This is a genomic window from Leisingera sp. MMG026, from assembly GCF_021654205.1.
In the GTDB taxonomy this organism is placed as follows: domain Bacteria; phylum Pseudomonadota; class Alphaproteobacteria; order Rhodobacterales; family Rhodobacteraceae; genus Leisingera.
In genome coordinates this window covers 42,291-56,180 of the sequence record NZ_JAKFZM010000019.1, presented here as the reverse complement: position 1 = coordinate 56,180, position 13,890 = coordinate 42,291, and the positions used below count along the sequence as shown (strand labels likewise).

At 62.0% G+C, this 13,890-nt stretch carries 13 protein-coding genes; 6 read left to right on the top strand and 7 right to left on the bottom strand.

Going from position 1 to position 13,890, the window contains the following annotated elements; genetic code table 11:
- Nucleotides 1–53 precede the first annotated feature (53 nt).
- Nucleotides 54–824, bottom strand: coding sequence for an FCD domain-containing protein (locus L1069_RS12280; RefSeq protein ID WP_237455860.1), 771 nt, complete (start codon nt 822–824; stop codon nt 54–56).
- Between the two features lie 159 nt (nt 825–983).
- Here L1069_RS12280 and L1069_RS12275 point away from each other — a divergent pair, with 159 nt between their 5' ends.
- From L1069_RS12275 to L1069_RS12260, 4 genes are all read left to right on the top strand, one after another.
- Nucleotides 984–2,192: a PLP-dependent aminotransferase family protein gene (locus L1069_RS12275; RefSeq protein WP_237455859.1), complete on the top strand. Its 1,209-nt coding sequence runs from the start codon at nt 984–986 to the stop codon at nt 2,190–2,192.
- 165 nt (nt 2,193–2,357) lie between these two features.
- Entirely contained in the window at nt 2,358–5,813 is a 3,456-nt protein-coding gene (locus L1069_RS12270; protein WP_237455858.1) for an AAA family ATPase, read from the top strand.
- Between the two features lie 58 nt (nt 5,814–5,871).
- Nucleotides 5,872–6,339: a YbjN domain-containing protein gene (locus L1069_RS12265; RefSeq protein WP_129369305.1), complete on the top strand. Its 468-nt coding sequence runs from the start codon at nt 5,872–5,874 to the stop codon at nt 6,337–6,339.
- Nucleotides 6,340–6,409: 70 nt separating this feature from the next.
- Nucleotides 6,410–6,754 (top strand): hypothetical protein, encoded by a 345-nt coding sequence (locus tag L1069_RS12260; RefSeq protein ID WP_343328058.1) that lies wholly within the window; start codon nt 6,410–6,412, stop codon nt 6,752–6,754.
- On the opposite strand, the gene L1069_RS12255 is transcribed toward L1069_RS12260, so the two are convergent.
- The 4 genes from L1069_RS12255 to L1069_RS12240 all read right to left on the bottom strand — a co-directional run bounded on the left by L1069_RS12255 (nt 6,751) and on the right by L1069_RS12240 (nt 10,960).
- Nucleotides 6,751–7,920, bottom strand: coding sequence for a lytic murein transglycosylase (locus L1069_RS12255; protein ID WP_237455856.1), 1,170 nt, complete (start codon nt 7,918–7,920; stop codon nt 6,751–6,753). The genes L1069_RS12260 and L1069_RS12255 overlap by 4 nt on opposite strands.
- A 46-nt stretch (nt 7,921–7,966) precedes the next feature.
- Nucleotides 7,967–8,878 (bottom strand): adenosylcobinamide-phosphate synthase CbiB, encoded by a 912-nt coding sequence (gene cbiB / locus L1069_RS12250; RefSeq protein WP_237455855.1) that lies wholly within the window; start codon nt 8,876–8,878, stop codon nt 7,967–7,969.
- On the bottom strand, nt 8,875–9,837 hold the full coding sequence (locus L1069_RS12245) for a threonine-phosphate decarboxylase (RefSeq protein ID WP_237455854.1): 963 nt from the start codon (nt 9,835–9,837) through the stop codon (nt 8,875–8,877). Before L1069_RS12245 ends, cbiB begins: the two co-directional genes overlap by 4 nt.
- A 148-nt stretch (nt 9,838–9,985) precedes the next feature.
- Nucleotides 9,986–10,960, bottom strand: a complete 975-nt coding sequence (locus L1069_RS12240; RefSeq protein WP_134830834.1) for a glutathione S-transferase family protein — start codon at nt 10,958–10,960, stop codon at nt 9,986–9,988.
- Between the two features lie 214 nt (nt 10,961–11,174).
- On the opposite strand from L1069_RS12240, the gene L1069_RS12235 reads away from it, so the two are divergent.
- Nucleotides 11,175–11,543: a hypothetical protein gene (locus L1069_RS12235; protein WP_134830833.1), complete on the top strand. Its 369-nt coding sequence runs from the start codon at nt 11,175–11,177 to the stop codon at nt 11,541–11,543.
- A gap of 9 nt (nt 11,544–11,552) precedes the next feature.
- Here the strand turns inward: L1069_RS12235 and L1069_RS12230 are convergent, their stop codons facing one another.
- Both L1069_RS12230 and L1069_RS12225 read right to left on the bottom strand, forming a co-directional pair.
- On the bottom strand, nt 11,553–12,074 hold the full coding sequence (locus L1069_RS12230; protein WP_237455853.1) for a L,D-transpeptidase family protein: 522 nt from the start codon (nt 12,072–12,074) through the stop codon (nt 11,553–11,555).
- Between the two features lie 2 nt (nt 12,075–12,076).
- Nucleotides 12,077–13,249 (bottom strand): MalY/PatB family protein, encoded by a 1,173-nt coding sequence (locus L1069_RS12225; RefSeq protein ID WP_237455852.1) that lies wholly within the window; start codon nt 13,247–13,249, stop codon nt 12,077–12,079.
- Between the two features lie 110 nt (nt 13,250–13,359).
- On the opposite strand from L1069_RS12225, the gene def reads away from it, so the two are divergent.
- Nucleotides 13,360–13,878: a peptide deformylase gene (def, locus tag L1069_RS12220; protein WP_129372793.1), complete on the top strand. Its 519-nt coding sequence runs from the start codon at nt 13,360–13,362 to the stop codon at nt 13,876–13,878.
- Nucleotides 13,879–13,890: the final 12 nt, after the last annotated feature.

Below are 13,890 nucleotides of genomic sequence, written 5' to 3'. Positions count from 1 at the left end.
GCAGCGCTCGCGAAAGTCGGTTTCGTCCGCTTGTCGGTCATTAACCTGCATCGTCACCCCTTCCCGGTCTCATGCTCCAGCCGCTGCTTTGCCACTTCGGCGTTGCGCTCGGCGCGCTGGTGGTCGGTGAGGGCCTGTTTGACGTAATCAAGATGCTCTTCGACTGCTGACCGGGCAGCCTGCGGATCGCGGGTCTGCAGGGCGGCGTTGATGGCGCGGTGCTGCTCCAGCAGCGCTTCATAGGTGGTGTGCTGCTGGAACATGATCCGGCGGTTGTAGAAGACGCCCTCGCGCAGCAGATCGAACATCGAGCGCATCATGTGCAGCATGATGACGTTGTGGCTGGCGTCCATGATAGCGGAGTGGAACTGGGCGTCGAGCTGGGCCGCTTCTTCAGAAATGGCGGGATTGCCGGCCGCCTCCATTTTGTCAAAGATCGCCTGGATCACCTGCAGGTCATAGTCCGACCCGAACCGGGCTGCGCGTTCTGCGGCCAGCCCCTCCATGTCGCGGCGGAAGGAGAGGTAGTCAAACACGGCTTCGTCATGGGTGGCGAACAGCTGGATCAGTGCCGGCGAAAAAGCAGATCCCAAAACATCCCCCACAAACACGCCGGAGCCTGCCTTGGAGGCAAGCAGCCCGCGCGCCTGCAACTCGCCGATGGCATCACGCAGGGAGGGGCGGGAGACACCAAGCCTCTCCGCCAGCTCCCGTTCGGCGGGCAGCCGTTCACCAGGTGAGAGGATGCCGCGCAGGATCAGCTGCTCTATCTGCTTAACGACGGAGGCGGAGAGTTTTTCGGGCTGAACTTTCTGAAATGGCATGCTGAGGCTCATCTGAATTGGTCAAATCATATGACCACGGGGGGGAAGGGGCTGCAAGGGCAGGCAAGGATCACGAAGGTTGTAACATTAGGTCAGTATTGTTGACATTATTTCGTGCTCTCCTACCGTGGCACCAGATCCCAAGCCAGGAGAGCCAGGATGCAGTTCGACCAGATCTTTGCCAGCCGGAACACGCGGATGAAGGCGTCGGAAATCCGCGAACTGCTGAAGCTCTTGGACCAGCCGGATATCATCTCATTTGCCGGCGGCATCCCGGACCCGGCACTGTTTCCGGCGGATGAATTTGCCGATGCATTCAAGAATGCGCTGACACCGGAACGGCAGGCCATGGCACTGCAGTATTCAGTGAGCGAGGGATATCTGCCGCTGCGTGACTGGATTGTTGAGGAGATGGCGAAGATCGGTATCGCCTGTGATGCGAACAATGTGCTGATCACCTCCGGCTCCCAGCAGGCGTTGGATTATCTGGGCAAGCTGTTCCTGTCGCCGGGGGATACTGCACTGGTCGGCTGGCCGACCTATCTGGGCGCGCTGGCAGCGTTCAACGCCTATGAGCCACGTTATGACCGGCTGACTTTGAAGGGCAACCGAACGGCGGAAAGTTATGCCGAGGATGCAGCGGACGCGGGCAGCGCGGTGAAATTCGCCTACCTGTCGCCGGATTTTGCCAATCCAACCGGAGAGACCCTGGACCGCGCCGGGCGGCTGCGGCTGCTGGAACTGGCTGACAGTCTGGAGTGTGCCGTCATCGAAGATGCGGCTTACCAGTCGCTGCGCTATGACGGGGAGGTGGTGCCGCCGGTTCTGGCGCTGGAGCTGGAACGGAAGGGTTCGATTGAGGACTGCCGGACGATTTATTGCGGCTCGTTCAGCAAGACCCTTTCGCCGGGTTTGCGGATCGGCTGGGCGGTGGCAGCCAAGCCGGTGATCACGCAAATGGTGCTGCTTAAGCAGGCGGCGGACCTGCATAGTTCGACAATCAACCAGATGGCAGTCCATGGCGTTGCCGAGGCCCGTTTCGATGTGCATGTGGCGCAGCTGCACGCGGTCTACCAACGCCGCCGGGACGTCATGCTGGCGGCGCTGGAGGAGCACATGCCGGAGGGTGTCAGCTGGACCCGGCCTGAGGGCGGCATGTTCGTGTGGATGACCCTGCCGGACCGCATGGATGGGGCGCAGTTGCTGGCCCGTTCTTTGGAGACGGAAAGGGTGGCCTTTGTCCCGGGGCAGGCATTTTTCGCCGATGGCAGCGGCCAGAACACGATCCGGTTGAGCTTTTCCAACTCTAACCATGCGGCGATTGAGGACGGGATTGCCCGGTTGGGCCGGCTGCTGGGCTCTGTCTAAGGCCGGATTGCCACCGGCTTGGCAAAAGATCGCCGGGTTGTGCGGGTTATCCACAAGATATGGTGTGGTTTGAGGCAGGTTCGCCCCGATTTGGGGATGCAGAGCGTTGACACACACGATAGGAACCGCTGAACTTTCTCGATCCGGAATCACGGAGGGGCAGCTTTGCGGTTTTCCAAGCTCAGGCTGAACGGCTTCAAAAGCTTTGTTGATCCTACCGAACTGGTCATTGCCGATGGGCTGACCGGGGTAGTGGGTCCAAACGGTTGCGGCAAATCCAATCTTCTGGAGGCATTGCGCTGGGTGATGGGCGAGACCCGTGCCAAGGCAATGCGCGGCGGCGGCATGGAAGATGTGATCTTTGCCGGCACTTCGTCGCGGCCTGCGCGCAACTTTGCCGAAGTCAGCCTGCAAATCGACAATTCTGAACGGCTGGCGCCCTCGGGGTTCAATGAGGCGGACGGGCTGGAAATCGTGCGCCGCATCACCCGCGATGTTGGCAGTGCCTACAAGTCGAACAGCAAGGATGTGCGGGCACGCGATGTGCAGATGCTGTTTGCCGATGCCTCGACCGGGGCGCATTCGCCGGCGCTGGTGCGGCAGGGGCAGATCGCCGAGCTGATCAACGCTAAGCCCAAGGCACGGCGGCGTATTCTGGAAGAGGCGGCGGGTATTTCCGGCCTTTATCAGCGGCGCCACGAGGCTGAGCTGAAGCTGAAGAACACCGAAGCCAACCTGCTGCGTGTCGATGACGTGATCGAGCAGCTGGCGGCACAGCTGGCGCAGCTGGCCAAGCAGGCGCGGCAGGCGCAGCGCTACCGCGAGATCGGTGAAAAGCTGCGGCTGGCGGAGGGCATGCTGCTGTACCGCCGCTGGCGCGAAGCGGATGCGTTGCGGCTGGCCTCCGAGGATGAGCTGCGGGCGCGGGTTGAGCAGGCCGCCAAGGCTGAGGCGCTGGTGCGTGCAGCTGCGGCGCAGCGCGGCACGTTTGAAGAAAAGCTGCCGCCCTTGCGGGAAGAGGAGGCGATTGCCGCTGCCATCCTGCAGCGGCTGGCGGTGCAACGGGATTCGCTGGGCGATCAGGAGGCGCAGGCGCGCCAGACCATCGAACGGCTCAGCAGCCGTGTTGTGCAGCTGGGTAACGACATTGAGCGCGAAGCTGGGCTCAACAAGGACGCCGGCGAAACCATTGAACGGCTGGAGTGGGAGCAGCGCGAGCTTTCCAAGGCCGGCGACGGGCATGACGGCAAGATGGCCGAAGCAGCGGAACTGGCGCGCGATGCCGGCTCGATCTTGCAGGCACGCGAGGATCATCTGGCGCAGGTGACCGAGGATGTGGCCCGTCTGGCGGCACGCCACCAGTCGGCACGCCGTGCATTAGAGGATTGCCAACGAGCTTTGGGCCGTTCCGAGGGCGAGGCTGTGAAGGCCCGCGCCGCCAAGGGCGAGGCGCAGGATGCCTTGGAACTGGCGGTGGAGAAATTCGAAATTTCGGTAGCCGCTGAGGAAGAGGCCCGCGAGGCCTCGGAAATGGCTGAAGAGGCGCTGGCCGATGCGGATGAGACCCGCACCGAGACACAAAGCCGGGAGGCCGAAGCGCGTTCGCAGCGCTCGGAAGCCGAAGGCGGGCTGGGCGCATTGCGTGCCGAGGTTACGGCGCTGGCCAAACTGGTGGAACGGGATACCGCCGAGGGGGGGCAGATCCTGGACGAGCTGACCGTGGCTCCGGGGTATGAAAAGGCTCTGGGTGCGGCACTGGCCGATGATTTGCGTGCGCCGCTGGCGGAGGCGGACGGGCCGACGGGCTGGGTGTCGCTGTCCGGTTATGACCAGGATGCGCCCCTGCCCGATGGTGTGCAGCCGCTGGCGCTGTTTGTTTCCGGCCCTGATGCCTTGTCCCGCCGGGTGGCGCAGATCGGACTGGTGGATGGCGATGCGGCAGCAGGGCTGCAGGCGCTGCTGATGCCAGGGCAGCGGCTGGTGACGGTTGAGGGTGACCTATGGCGTTGGGACGGCTACCGCGCTTGGGCCGAGGACGCGCCAAGTGCAGCAGCCCTGCGGCTGGAGCAATTGAACAAGCTGGAAGCGCTGAAGCAGGAGATGGAACGTGTCAGCGCCACGGCGGACGGCGCGCGCGCGGCACATGAGATGCTGTTGCGCAAACTGGAGGAGGTGACGCTGGCCGACCAGAACGCCCGCCAGGCGCGCCGCGTGGCCGACCAGCGGGTGGCTGACGCCGCGCGTGCGCTGAGCCGTGCCGAGGCGGACCGCAACCTGGCTGAGGCCAAACTTGAGACATTGGGGATTGCCGTCTCCCGCCATGAGGAAGACGCGCTGAGTTCCAGCCTGCAGCTGAAAGAGGCGGAAAAGGCGCTGGGGGATCTAGGCAATCTGGACCAGGCCCGCATTGCGGTTGAGGACATCAAGCAGTCGGTGGAGGCGGCGCGGATCACCATGCTGACTCACCGGTCCTCCCACGATGAGCTTCGCCGTGAAGGCGAGGCCCGCACCAAGCGCGCCCAGGAAGTGACCAAGGAACTGTCCGGCTGGCGCCACCGTTTGGAGAGCGCTGAGGCACGGATCGCAGAATTGGCCGAACGCCGTGAAGCCTCGCAAGAAGAGCTGGAAGAGGCGAATGCGGTCCCGGCGGAGATTGCCGGGAAACGCGAGGAGCTGAACGAGGCGATTTCCGAGGCAGAGGTGCGTAAGTCTGCGGCAACAGAAGCGTTGATTGCAGCCGAGGCCGAACTGCGCGACGCGGTTCATAAGGAACGCGAATGCGAGCGGCTGGCATCTGAGGCACGCGAAGCACGCGCCCGCTCTGAGGCGCGCAGCGATGCGGCCAAGGAGGCGGTGACCCAGGCCGCGGGCCGCATCATCGAGGCGCAGCAGATCACCCCGCAGGCATTGCTGGAGAAGCTGGGCGTGTCACCGGATGAAATGCCCGCCTCGGATGACCTGGAACACGACGTGGACCGCTGCAAGCGCCAGCGCGATGCTATGGGTGCTGTGAACTTGCGGGCAGAGGAAGACGCCCGCGGCGTGCAGAACGAGCATGACACGCTGGTCGCCGAGAAGCTGGACCTGGAAGGCGCGGTCAAGACCTTGCGCGACGGGATTGCCAGTCTTAACCGCGAGGGGCGCGAAAGGCTGCTGACGGCGTTTGAGCAGGTGAACAACAGCTTTGCCATGCTGTTCACCCATCTGTTCGGCGGCGGCGAGGCCAATCTGGTTATGGTCGAGAGCGACGATCCGCTGGATGCGGGCCTGGAGATCATGTGCCAGCCGCCGGGCAAGAAGCTGTCGACCCTGTCGCTGCTGTCGGGCGGCGAGCAGACGCTGACCGCGATGGCGCTGATCTTTGCGGTTTTCCTGTCCAATCCGGCGCCGATCTGTGTGCTGGACGAGGTCGACGCGCCGCTGGATGACGCTAACGTCACCCGCTTCTGCGACCTTCTGGACGAGATGTGCCGCCAGACTGACACCCGTTTCCTGATCATCACCCACCACGCTGTAACGATGGCGCGGATGGACCGGCTGTTTGGGGTCACCATGCAGGAAAAGGGCGTTAGCCAGCTGGTTTCAGTTGACCTGAAGAAAGCAGAGGCGATGGTGGCCTAAGGCAGAGGCACTACTGGGATTGGTGCTTTTGTTTTCGAATTTATTAGTGGAGTGACAAATGAATATGCTCAAAGCAATTGCCGCATCCGTGGTCTTGATGATCCCGGTTGCCGCGGCGGCCCAGAATGTAGTCGCCAAAACCGGCGACAGTGTTGCCGGTTTCTTCAAGGATGAGGGCGCCAAGGTCGAAGTAACCACGGACAGCGTAGGTGATCCCAAACTGAAAGTTGAGTATTACGGCAACGATTTCTCAGTCTATTACTACGGCTGCGACAACAACACCAACTGCGAGGCCATCCAGTTCTTTTCCGGCTATCAGACAGACGGCAGCGTGCGCCTGTCCAAGATCAACGAGTGGAACAATGAAAACCGTTTTGCCCGCGGCTATGTCTCGGAAGAGGGTTCAGCCCGGATCGAAATGGATGTGTTCCTGGGCAACAAGGGCATGAGCCCGGATGATTTTGCCGAGGCAGTGGGGATCTGGAACCGCGCAATGCTGGATTTCGAAGCTTTCATTGACTGGTGAACCCACGAGTCACCGGATCGTGACACCAGCTTAACAAGTGAACCGCTAAGGTAGGGGCATGAAATGGATCATGCCCCTTTTTCTATCTCTGATGGCAGGCAGCGCGTTGGCCGGCGATTGGCCGCTGCGGCCCGGCGACACGGTCTTGGCGCAGGACGAACTGGACGCGCTGTCAGGCCGGTCCTTTCGCTTTTATGATGGCGGAGAGTCGCTGTATGGCAGCGATGGCGCCTATGCTTATACTTACTCGGCGAAGAACGGCGGGGGCACCGCTTGGGGCACTTACCGGATTGCCGCAGATGGCAGCGTCTGCGTGGAGTTCGCCAACGGACTTGGCCGCTGCGATCTGTATGTACGCAATGGAAGCCGGGTCATCCTGATTACCGAAAAGGGCGAGCGGTTCCCGGTCCGTTAAAGCTTCTGCAGCAGCGCCGGCGTCGGCCAGGCATCAGCGGGCAGGCCAAGGCGGGCTTGCTCTTTTTGCACTGCAATCCGGGTGCGGGCGCCAAGAATGCCGTCGATATCCCCAACGTTATGGCCGCGGGCCTGGAGTATCTGCTGCAACTGCTTCATCTGGGTGCCATTCAGCCCGCTTTCGGGTTGGCCGACGCTAAAGGCTTCCGCGCCTTTCAACCGGTTGGCAAAGTAAGCAGCCGTGAGGACATAGGTAAAGCTCTGGTTCCACTCAAAATAGACGTCAAAGTTAGGGTAAGCGAGGAAAGCCGGCCCCTTGTGGCCCTGCGGCAGCAGAAGCGAAGCGCGCAAGGAGGGATCGGGGAGTTTGCCGTCCCGCGCCGAGACGCCCAGACCGCGCCACTGGGCCACGGATTTCTTGCGTCCAGTGCCTGTCAGCGTCAGATCCAGATCCTGAGGGATGATGACCTCTTGCAGCCAGGGCTGGCCCGGTTTCCAACCCAAATGGGACAGCATCCGCGCACCCGACATCAGCGCGTCGGCGGCAGAGGTTTTCAGACTGACCTGGCCATCGCCGTCGGCATCGACACCATGATCCAGAATATCTCCGGGCAGCATCTGTACCATGCCGATCTCGCCGGCCCAGGCGCCTGTTGTGCGTTTGGGATCGAAATTGCCCTGGTCGAACAGCTCCAGTGCCGAGAAGACCTGCGGCCGGAAAAGCTCCGGGCGGCGGCAGTCATGCGCCAGGGTGACAAGCGCATCGCGGGTGTTGAAATCGCCCTGATAGCCGCCATAGTCGGTCTCGAAGGCCCAGAACGCCAACAGCACACCGCGGTCAATGCCATAGGTGTTCTCAATCCGCTGGAAGGTGGCATCATGTTTTTGCGCCATCTGGCGGCCGCGCTTGATCCGGCTTTGCGAGATCAGGTGGCGGGTGAACTCGATGAAAGGTTTTTGGAACACACCCTGGGCACGGTCGGCCTTAAGCACGCGGGCATCTTTGCGGGTGCCCGAGAAGAAGGCGTTGACAGTGGACGTGTCATATCCGGCCTGCACCGCCTCGTCTTTCATCAGCTTAACAAAATTCTGAAAGCCGCCGCCGCATTGGGCAGTTGCCGCCGCAGGCAGCAGGCTTGCTGCAAGGACGAAGGGCATTAGGCGCATTGTTCCGGCGCTCCTTTGTCTGACCGCTCCCGCAGGGCCTTATGTGCTAGAAAACCGTGGCAATGGCAACCGTCAGGACAAGCGCAAGCGCCCAGGTCTGCCAAAGCAGGGTCACGGAGCGGGTGATGGTTTCGGCATTGGCGCTTTTGGCACCAAAGGCATGGACCCAGGGAAAATCGCGCATCTGCCCCTCATAGGATCGCGGGCCGGCCAGTGCGGTGTCCAGCGCCCGCGCCATGGCGGCTTCAGGCCAGCCGGCATTGGGCGACCGGTGCTTCCGGGCGTCTGCAGAAATTGCCCCCCAGTGGCGCAGCTGGCCGCTGGACAGGGCGATCAGCAACCCGGTAAGGCGGGCCGGGATCAGGTTTAACAGGTCGTCCAGACGGGCAGATGCCCAGCCGAAATCCTCGTACCGGCTGGTACGGTAGCCGATCATGCTGTCGGCGGTGTTGACCATCTTGTAAGCAATCAGGCCCGGCAACCCGGCAATCAGAAACCAGAAGGCAGGGGCGATGACGCCGTCCGACATGTTCTCGGCGCCGCTTTCAATGGCAGAGCGGGCGGCTTGCGGCGCCGTCATGGCCGCGGTGTCGCGGCTGACGATCATGGCCACCGCTTGGCGGCCATCCTCCAGGCTGCTGCGCAGGCCCTTGGCAACGGCAGCAACATGTTCGATCAGCGAACGCTGGGCGATCAGGATGGCTGCCACCAGGATTTCCACCAGCGTGCCGGGCAGCGACAGCAGCTTGCCAGCGATAATGCCGCAAAGAACCAGCGCCAACGCCGCCAGCACGCCTTTGCCGCGGCGGTTTTGGCCGGTATTAAGCTTGCGGTCGAAGAAGCCGACTGCCTTGCCCATCAGCACCGCCGGGTGGGTGATACGGGACCACAGCCATTTGGGCTCGCCGAAAACGGCATCCAGCACGAGGGCCACCGCCAGCATTGCAGCGGTAGTCATAGCGCGGCCTCCAGCCGGTCCCAGCCGTCAGCGGGCGGCAGGCCGAGGCGCAGATAGGTTTTGGAATAAGGGAAAATGCGGCTCCAGATGCGGGCGCGGGCAAGTTTATCCTGCCAGGCAGCAGCATCGTCAACATTGTAGAGACGGAACAGATCGGTGCCGCCCACCAGGCTGGCGCCCTTGGCAAGCACCATTTCATCCAGCCGCGCCGCATCCGCCCGGAGCCGGCTGCGGGTGTCTCCGGCCCAGCCGTGGTCCTGCAGGGCCAGCGCGCCAGTTCGCAGGGCCGGGCCGGAGACGGCCCAAGGGCCTTGCCACGTTGACAGAGCGGCGATCAGTTTGGGATCGCCGATCGCAAAGCCCAGCCGCAGGCCGGCGAGGCCCCAGAATTTGCCAAAGCTTTTCAGGACAATCACGCCGGGGCGGGCGGCCATGCGAATCAGGCTCTCCGTTGGGCAGACGTCGCAAAAGCTTTCGTCGATAATAGTGAGCGGTGCAGTGAGTTGCTCTTCTTTCCACATTCGGCCGTCAGGGTTGTTCGGATGCACCGCGACACGGGCCTCAGCCGGGCCATCCACGCGAATCTTCCACCCGCGGGCTTCAAAAGCGGCGGCGTGCTCGTTGTAAGTCGGCTTGCTGATCTGCACCCAGCGCGGCGCGGCCAGCGCAGGCAGGGCTGCGATCAGGGCTGATGCACCGGGGGCAGCCAGGACGGCGGCCTCATCCGGGATGTTCCAGAACGACCGCGCGGCGCGTTCCATATCGGTCAGCGCATCGGCGTCTGGAAGCGCGCCCCAATCTCCGACGGTAAAGTCCGGCAGCGGATAGGGGTGCGGGTTGATACCGGTGGACAAGTCCATCCAATCGCTGCGGGTTCCGCCGAATTCTGCCATGGCAACGCCCAAATTGCCGCCGTGGTCCCTGGATGGGGCTGCATTTTCATGCGGGAGTTCAAGCATCGCGGTAGCCACCGGTTGAATGTTGCTCCGAACGGATCGGACGTCAAATCAGACACAGCGGTTCATAAAGCAACCGGGACGGGGCGTGAACTCCCTAATTTTAGCGGTATCGTCCGGAATCGCCGGATTGGCGGCTGCCAGCGGCGGATCAGCCGCGCCGGTGCGGTTCTTGCCAGTCGATATCCGGATTGACCGGGATGATCCGGTGCGGGTTGATGGTGTCGTGGCTGTAGTAATAGTGGCGCACGATATGCTGCATGCCGACGGTTTCCGCCACGCCCGGCCATTGGTACAGCTCGCGGGTGTAGGCCCAAAGGTTCGGGTAGTCCGCCAACCGCTTGCGGTTGCACTTGAAATGCACGTGATAGACCGGATCAAACCGCAGGAGTGTGGTGAACAGCCGCCAATCGGCCTCGGTCACGCGGTCCCCCAGCAGGTAGCGGTGTTGCGACAGCAGGTCCTCCAGCCAGTCCAGGCTTTCAAACAGCGGCTTGACTGCGGTGTCATAAGCCTCTTGCGTGGTAGCAAAGCCGCATTTGTAGACGCCGTTATTGATGGTGCTGTAAATGCGGGCGTTCACCGCCTCGATCGGCTCCCGCAGCTCTTCCGGCCAGTAATCGCCGGTGTTGCCGGTGATCCCGTTGAACGCTGAGTTGAGCATTCGGATGATCTCGGCGCTTTCGTTGGAAACGATGGTATCCTGTTCCTTGTCCCACAGAACCGGCACCGTCACCCGGCCGGTATAGCCTGCATCGGCGCGGGTGTAGATCTGGTGCATATGGGAACTGCCGAACAGAGTGTCGCCGGTGGCGCCATGGTCATCCCTGTCAAAGGTCCAGCCTTCGCCCAGCATATCGGGATGCACAACGGAAACGGAGATATGATCCTCCAGCCCCTTCAGCTTGCGGAAGATCAGCGTGCGGTGGGCCCAGGGGCAGGCGAGCGAGACAAAAAGGTGATAGCGTCCGCTTGCTGCCGGGAAGCCGCCTTTGCCCGAAGGACCGGCGCTGCCATCGGCTGTGATCCAGTTGCGGAACTGCGATTCGCTGCGTTTGAACGCGCCGCCATTGGATTTGGTATCATACCACTTGTCGTGCCATTTCCCGTCGATCAAAAGGCCCATCGGGTCTGCTCCTGCTGCTGTGCGCAGGAAACATAGACCTGCTCAGGCCGGGTGCCTATGCAGTGCAGCGCGCAAGCCCTCTGCGCCACTGCACAAGAGCAACAAAATTGCGCGACCGTCAAATTTCCGAAAATGTTCACTTGATTTTATATATTTGTGACGCACCGTTGAAAGAAGGACCCGAGAGACCCTAAGCATTTGGAAGGCCGGAACGATGAATACCTATGTGCCCAAAGCCGTGCAGGAAGCGCTGGACACCGCCCGCCTTCAGGGGATGCGCAAGAAAAGCCGTTTGCGGGTAATGGCGGACAATGAGCTGGTCCCGGTTCTGCGGATGTGGAAGACGGGTTTTTCGGTTGAGGCAGAGACCGCGCCGATGCTGCGCGGGCTGGTCGATCTTTACGAGGGAGCGCGGCACCTGTCGCAATGCCTGATCGTTGCCAGCGAAGAAGAGGGCGGTGAGATGCGCTATGAATTCAAGCGCTCAACACCCGCTGCGGACAGGGCACCGCTGGATTTCTACAAATCCCCGGACGCACCTTCCGGGCTGATCCCCTTCGACCAGTCGCAGGGCAAGATCTGAGCCGCTGGCTCAGGGACGGATTTCAATCTCCGTCCCGATTTCTGCCAGGCGCCACAGCGTTTCCATCTGTTCATTGCTGACAGCGATGCAGCCGGCGGTCCAATCGCCGGGCAGGGTGATCAGATCGCCCACCGAATTCGGCTGTCCATGAATGAAGATGTCGCCGCCGGGGCTGACCCCGGCCGCTTGGGCCTGCTTCCTGTCTTCGGGCTGCGGATAGTTGATTCCCAGCGACAGATGATAGGCACTGTTGGGGTTGCGCCGGTCGATCAGGAATGTGCCTTCGGGCGTTTTTCCGTCACCTTCCTGAAACTTGTCACCTGCCGGTTCGAACCCTAGCGCAATGGGGAACTCCAGCACCGTCTCACCCGCCCGGCTGGCGGTCAGGCGGCGGGCGGATTTTTCGATCAGGATGCGGTCGATCCGCTCCACCGCCGCGGCCTGCGGCGGCGGTGCGGGCCGCGGTGCAAAAGCCTGCCAGGCGGCGCCGGTCAGAACAACCAGCGCCAGAAGACGCAGCAGGCGCTTCATGGTTACTGCAGGTCCGAGAAGGCTGCAGTCAGGCGGCGGCAGGCTTCCTCCACCCGTGACCGCTGGGTGGCCAGGTTGAAGCGTTCCATGAGTTCGCCGCCGGTGCCGAAACCGTCGCCGGGCGAAGTCGCGATCTTTGCGTCTTCGCGCAGCCGTTTGATGAATTCCTCGCGGTTCATACCGGTGCCGGAGAAATCCACCCAGGCCAGATAGGTCGATTGCAGCGGCAGTGATTTCAGCCCCGGCAGGGCGTTCACGGTCGCGTCAAACAGTCTTCGGTTGCCTTCCAGGTGGGCGACCTGGGCATCCACCCATTCCGCACCCTCGGGGGAGTAGGCGGCGGTGATCATCGCAACACCAAGCGCGCTGGGATCATAGTCCAGCGTGTTCTGCCGGTGCCGCATTGCGGCGCGCAGCTCCGGGTCTGGAATGATCATATTGCCGGTCCGTTGGCCGGCAATATTGAAGGTTTTCGAAGGCGCGGTCAGGGTCACAGTCCAGGCGCGTGCGTCGGGGGCCGCCACGTCCATCGGCACAAAAGTGCTGCCAGAATAGACAAGGTCATGGTGAATTTCGTCGGAGATCAGAATCAACCCGTTGCGCTTGGCGAACTCTGCCACTGCGCGCAGTTCTTCGGCGGTCCAGACCCGGCCTGAAGGGTTTTGCGGCGAGCACCACAGCAGCAGCTTCTCGGTTCCGTTCAGGCGCGATTGCGCATCGTCGAGGTCCAGATTGTAGGTATCGCCGTCGCGCGCCAGCGGGCATTCGGTAACCTTGCGCCCCGACTTGTTCACCTTGTGCGCAAACTCATGATAAACGGGCGAGAAGATAACAGCGCCATCACCGGGCTGGCTCCAGACATCCAGGCAGAGGGCAATGGCATTGCCCAGCCCTTGCGATGTCAATACCCAATCGGTTTCAATGTCCCAGCTGTGGCGGGTTTTCATCCACCATTGAACCGCCTGCAGATACTCCGGGTGCTGCCAGGAATAGCCGAAGACACCATGTTCGGCGGCGGCTTTGACTGCATCAATCACGCAAGGCGCAGTTTCATAGTCGGAATCCGCCGTCCACATCGCCAGACCGTCCTGCGCCGGGATGCCGTACAGTTTCTCCATTTTGTCCCATTTCGAACTGTGAGTGCCGCAGCGGTCGGTGATTTTGTCAAAATTCATGTGGTGAATTCCCGTGTCGTTGCCCTTAACTTTGCATGCGAAGCTAGCCGCTGCAGCGGCACGCGCAAGGGGGCGTTGCGATGGCGCTGCTGATCGCATACATGAAGCGCATGAAACGACCGATCCTGATCCATCCCGATCCCCGCCTGAAAAAGGTCTGCGTGCCTGTGCCGGACCTGAGCGATGATTTGCGCGTGCTGGCGGATGACATGCTGGAAACCATGTATGCAGCCCCCGGCATTGGCCTGGCGGCGCCGCAGATCGGTATTCTGCAACGGCTGATCGTGCTGGATTGCGTTAAGGAAGAGGACGGCGATGCGCGCCCCTTGGTGATGTTCAACCCGCAGGTCCTGTCGTCGTCGGACGACACCAACGTTTATGAGGAAGGCTGCCTGTCGATCCCGGACCAGTATGCCGAAGTGACCCGTCCCAGGGTCGTAGAAGTCGAATGGATGGATCGCGACGGCAATGCGCAGCGCGAGACCTTCGACGGGCTTTGGGCCACTTGCGTGCAGCATGAGATCGACCACTTGAACGGCAAGCTGTTCATCGATTACCTGAAACCGCTGAAGCGCCAGATGATCACCCGCAAGATGCAGAAGTTGAAGCGCGAACGCGCCCGCGCCTGAGGAAACATCAGA

Bases quoted from the DNA above. Each gene is read 5' to 3' on its own strand.
- L1069_RS12280 (WP_237455860.1), bottom strand. From the start codon at position 824: ATGCCATTTCAGAAAGTTCAGCCCGAAAAACTCTCCGCCTCCGTCGTT.
- L1069_RS12275 (WP_237455859.1), top strand. From the start codon at position 984: ATGCAGTTCGACCAGATCTTTGCCAGCCGGAACACGCGGATGAAGGCG.
- L1069_RS12265 (WP_129369305.1), top strand. From the start codon at position 5,872: ATGAATATGCTCAAAGCAATTGCCGCATCCGTGGTCTTGATGATCCCG.
- L1069_RS12260 (WP_343328058.1), top strand. From the start codon at position 6,410: ATGCCCCTTTTTCTATCTCTGATGGCAGGCAGCGCGTTGGCCGGCGAT.
- L1069_RS12255 (WP_237455856.1), bottom strand. From the start codon at position 7,920: ATGCGCCTAATGCCCTTCGTCCTTGCAGCAAGCCTGCTGCCTGCGGCG.
- cbiB (WP_237455855.1), bottom strand. From the start codon at position 8,878: ATGACTACCGCTGCAATGCTGGCGGTGGCCCTCGTGCTGGATGCCGTT.
- L1069_RS12245 (WP_237455854.1), bottom strand. From the start codon at position 9,837: ATGCTTGAACTCCCGCATGAAAATGCAGCCCCATCCAGGGACCACGGC.
- L1069_RS12240 (WP_134830834.1), bottom strand. From the start codon at position 10,960: ATGGGCCTTTTGATCGACGGGAAATGGCACGACAAGTGGTATGATACC.
- L1069_RS12235 (WP_134830833.1), top strand. From the start codon at position 11,175: ATGAATACCTATGTGCCCAAAGCCGTGCAGGAAGCGCTGGACACCGCC.
- L1069_RS12230 (WP_237455853.1), bottom strand. From the start codon at position 12,074: ATGAAGCGCCTGCTGCGTCTTCTGGCGCTGGTTGTTCTGACCGGCGCC.
- L1069_RS12225 (WP_237455852.1), bottom strand. From the start codon at position 13,249: ATGAATTTTGACAAAATCACCGACCGCTGCGGCACTCACAGTTCGAAA.
- def (WP_129372793.1), top strand. From the start codon at position 13,360: ATGAAACGACCGATCCTGATCCATCCCGATCCCCGCCTGAAAAAGGTC.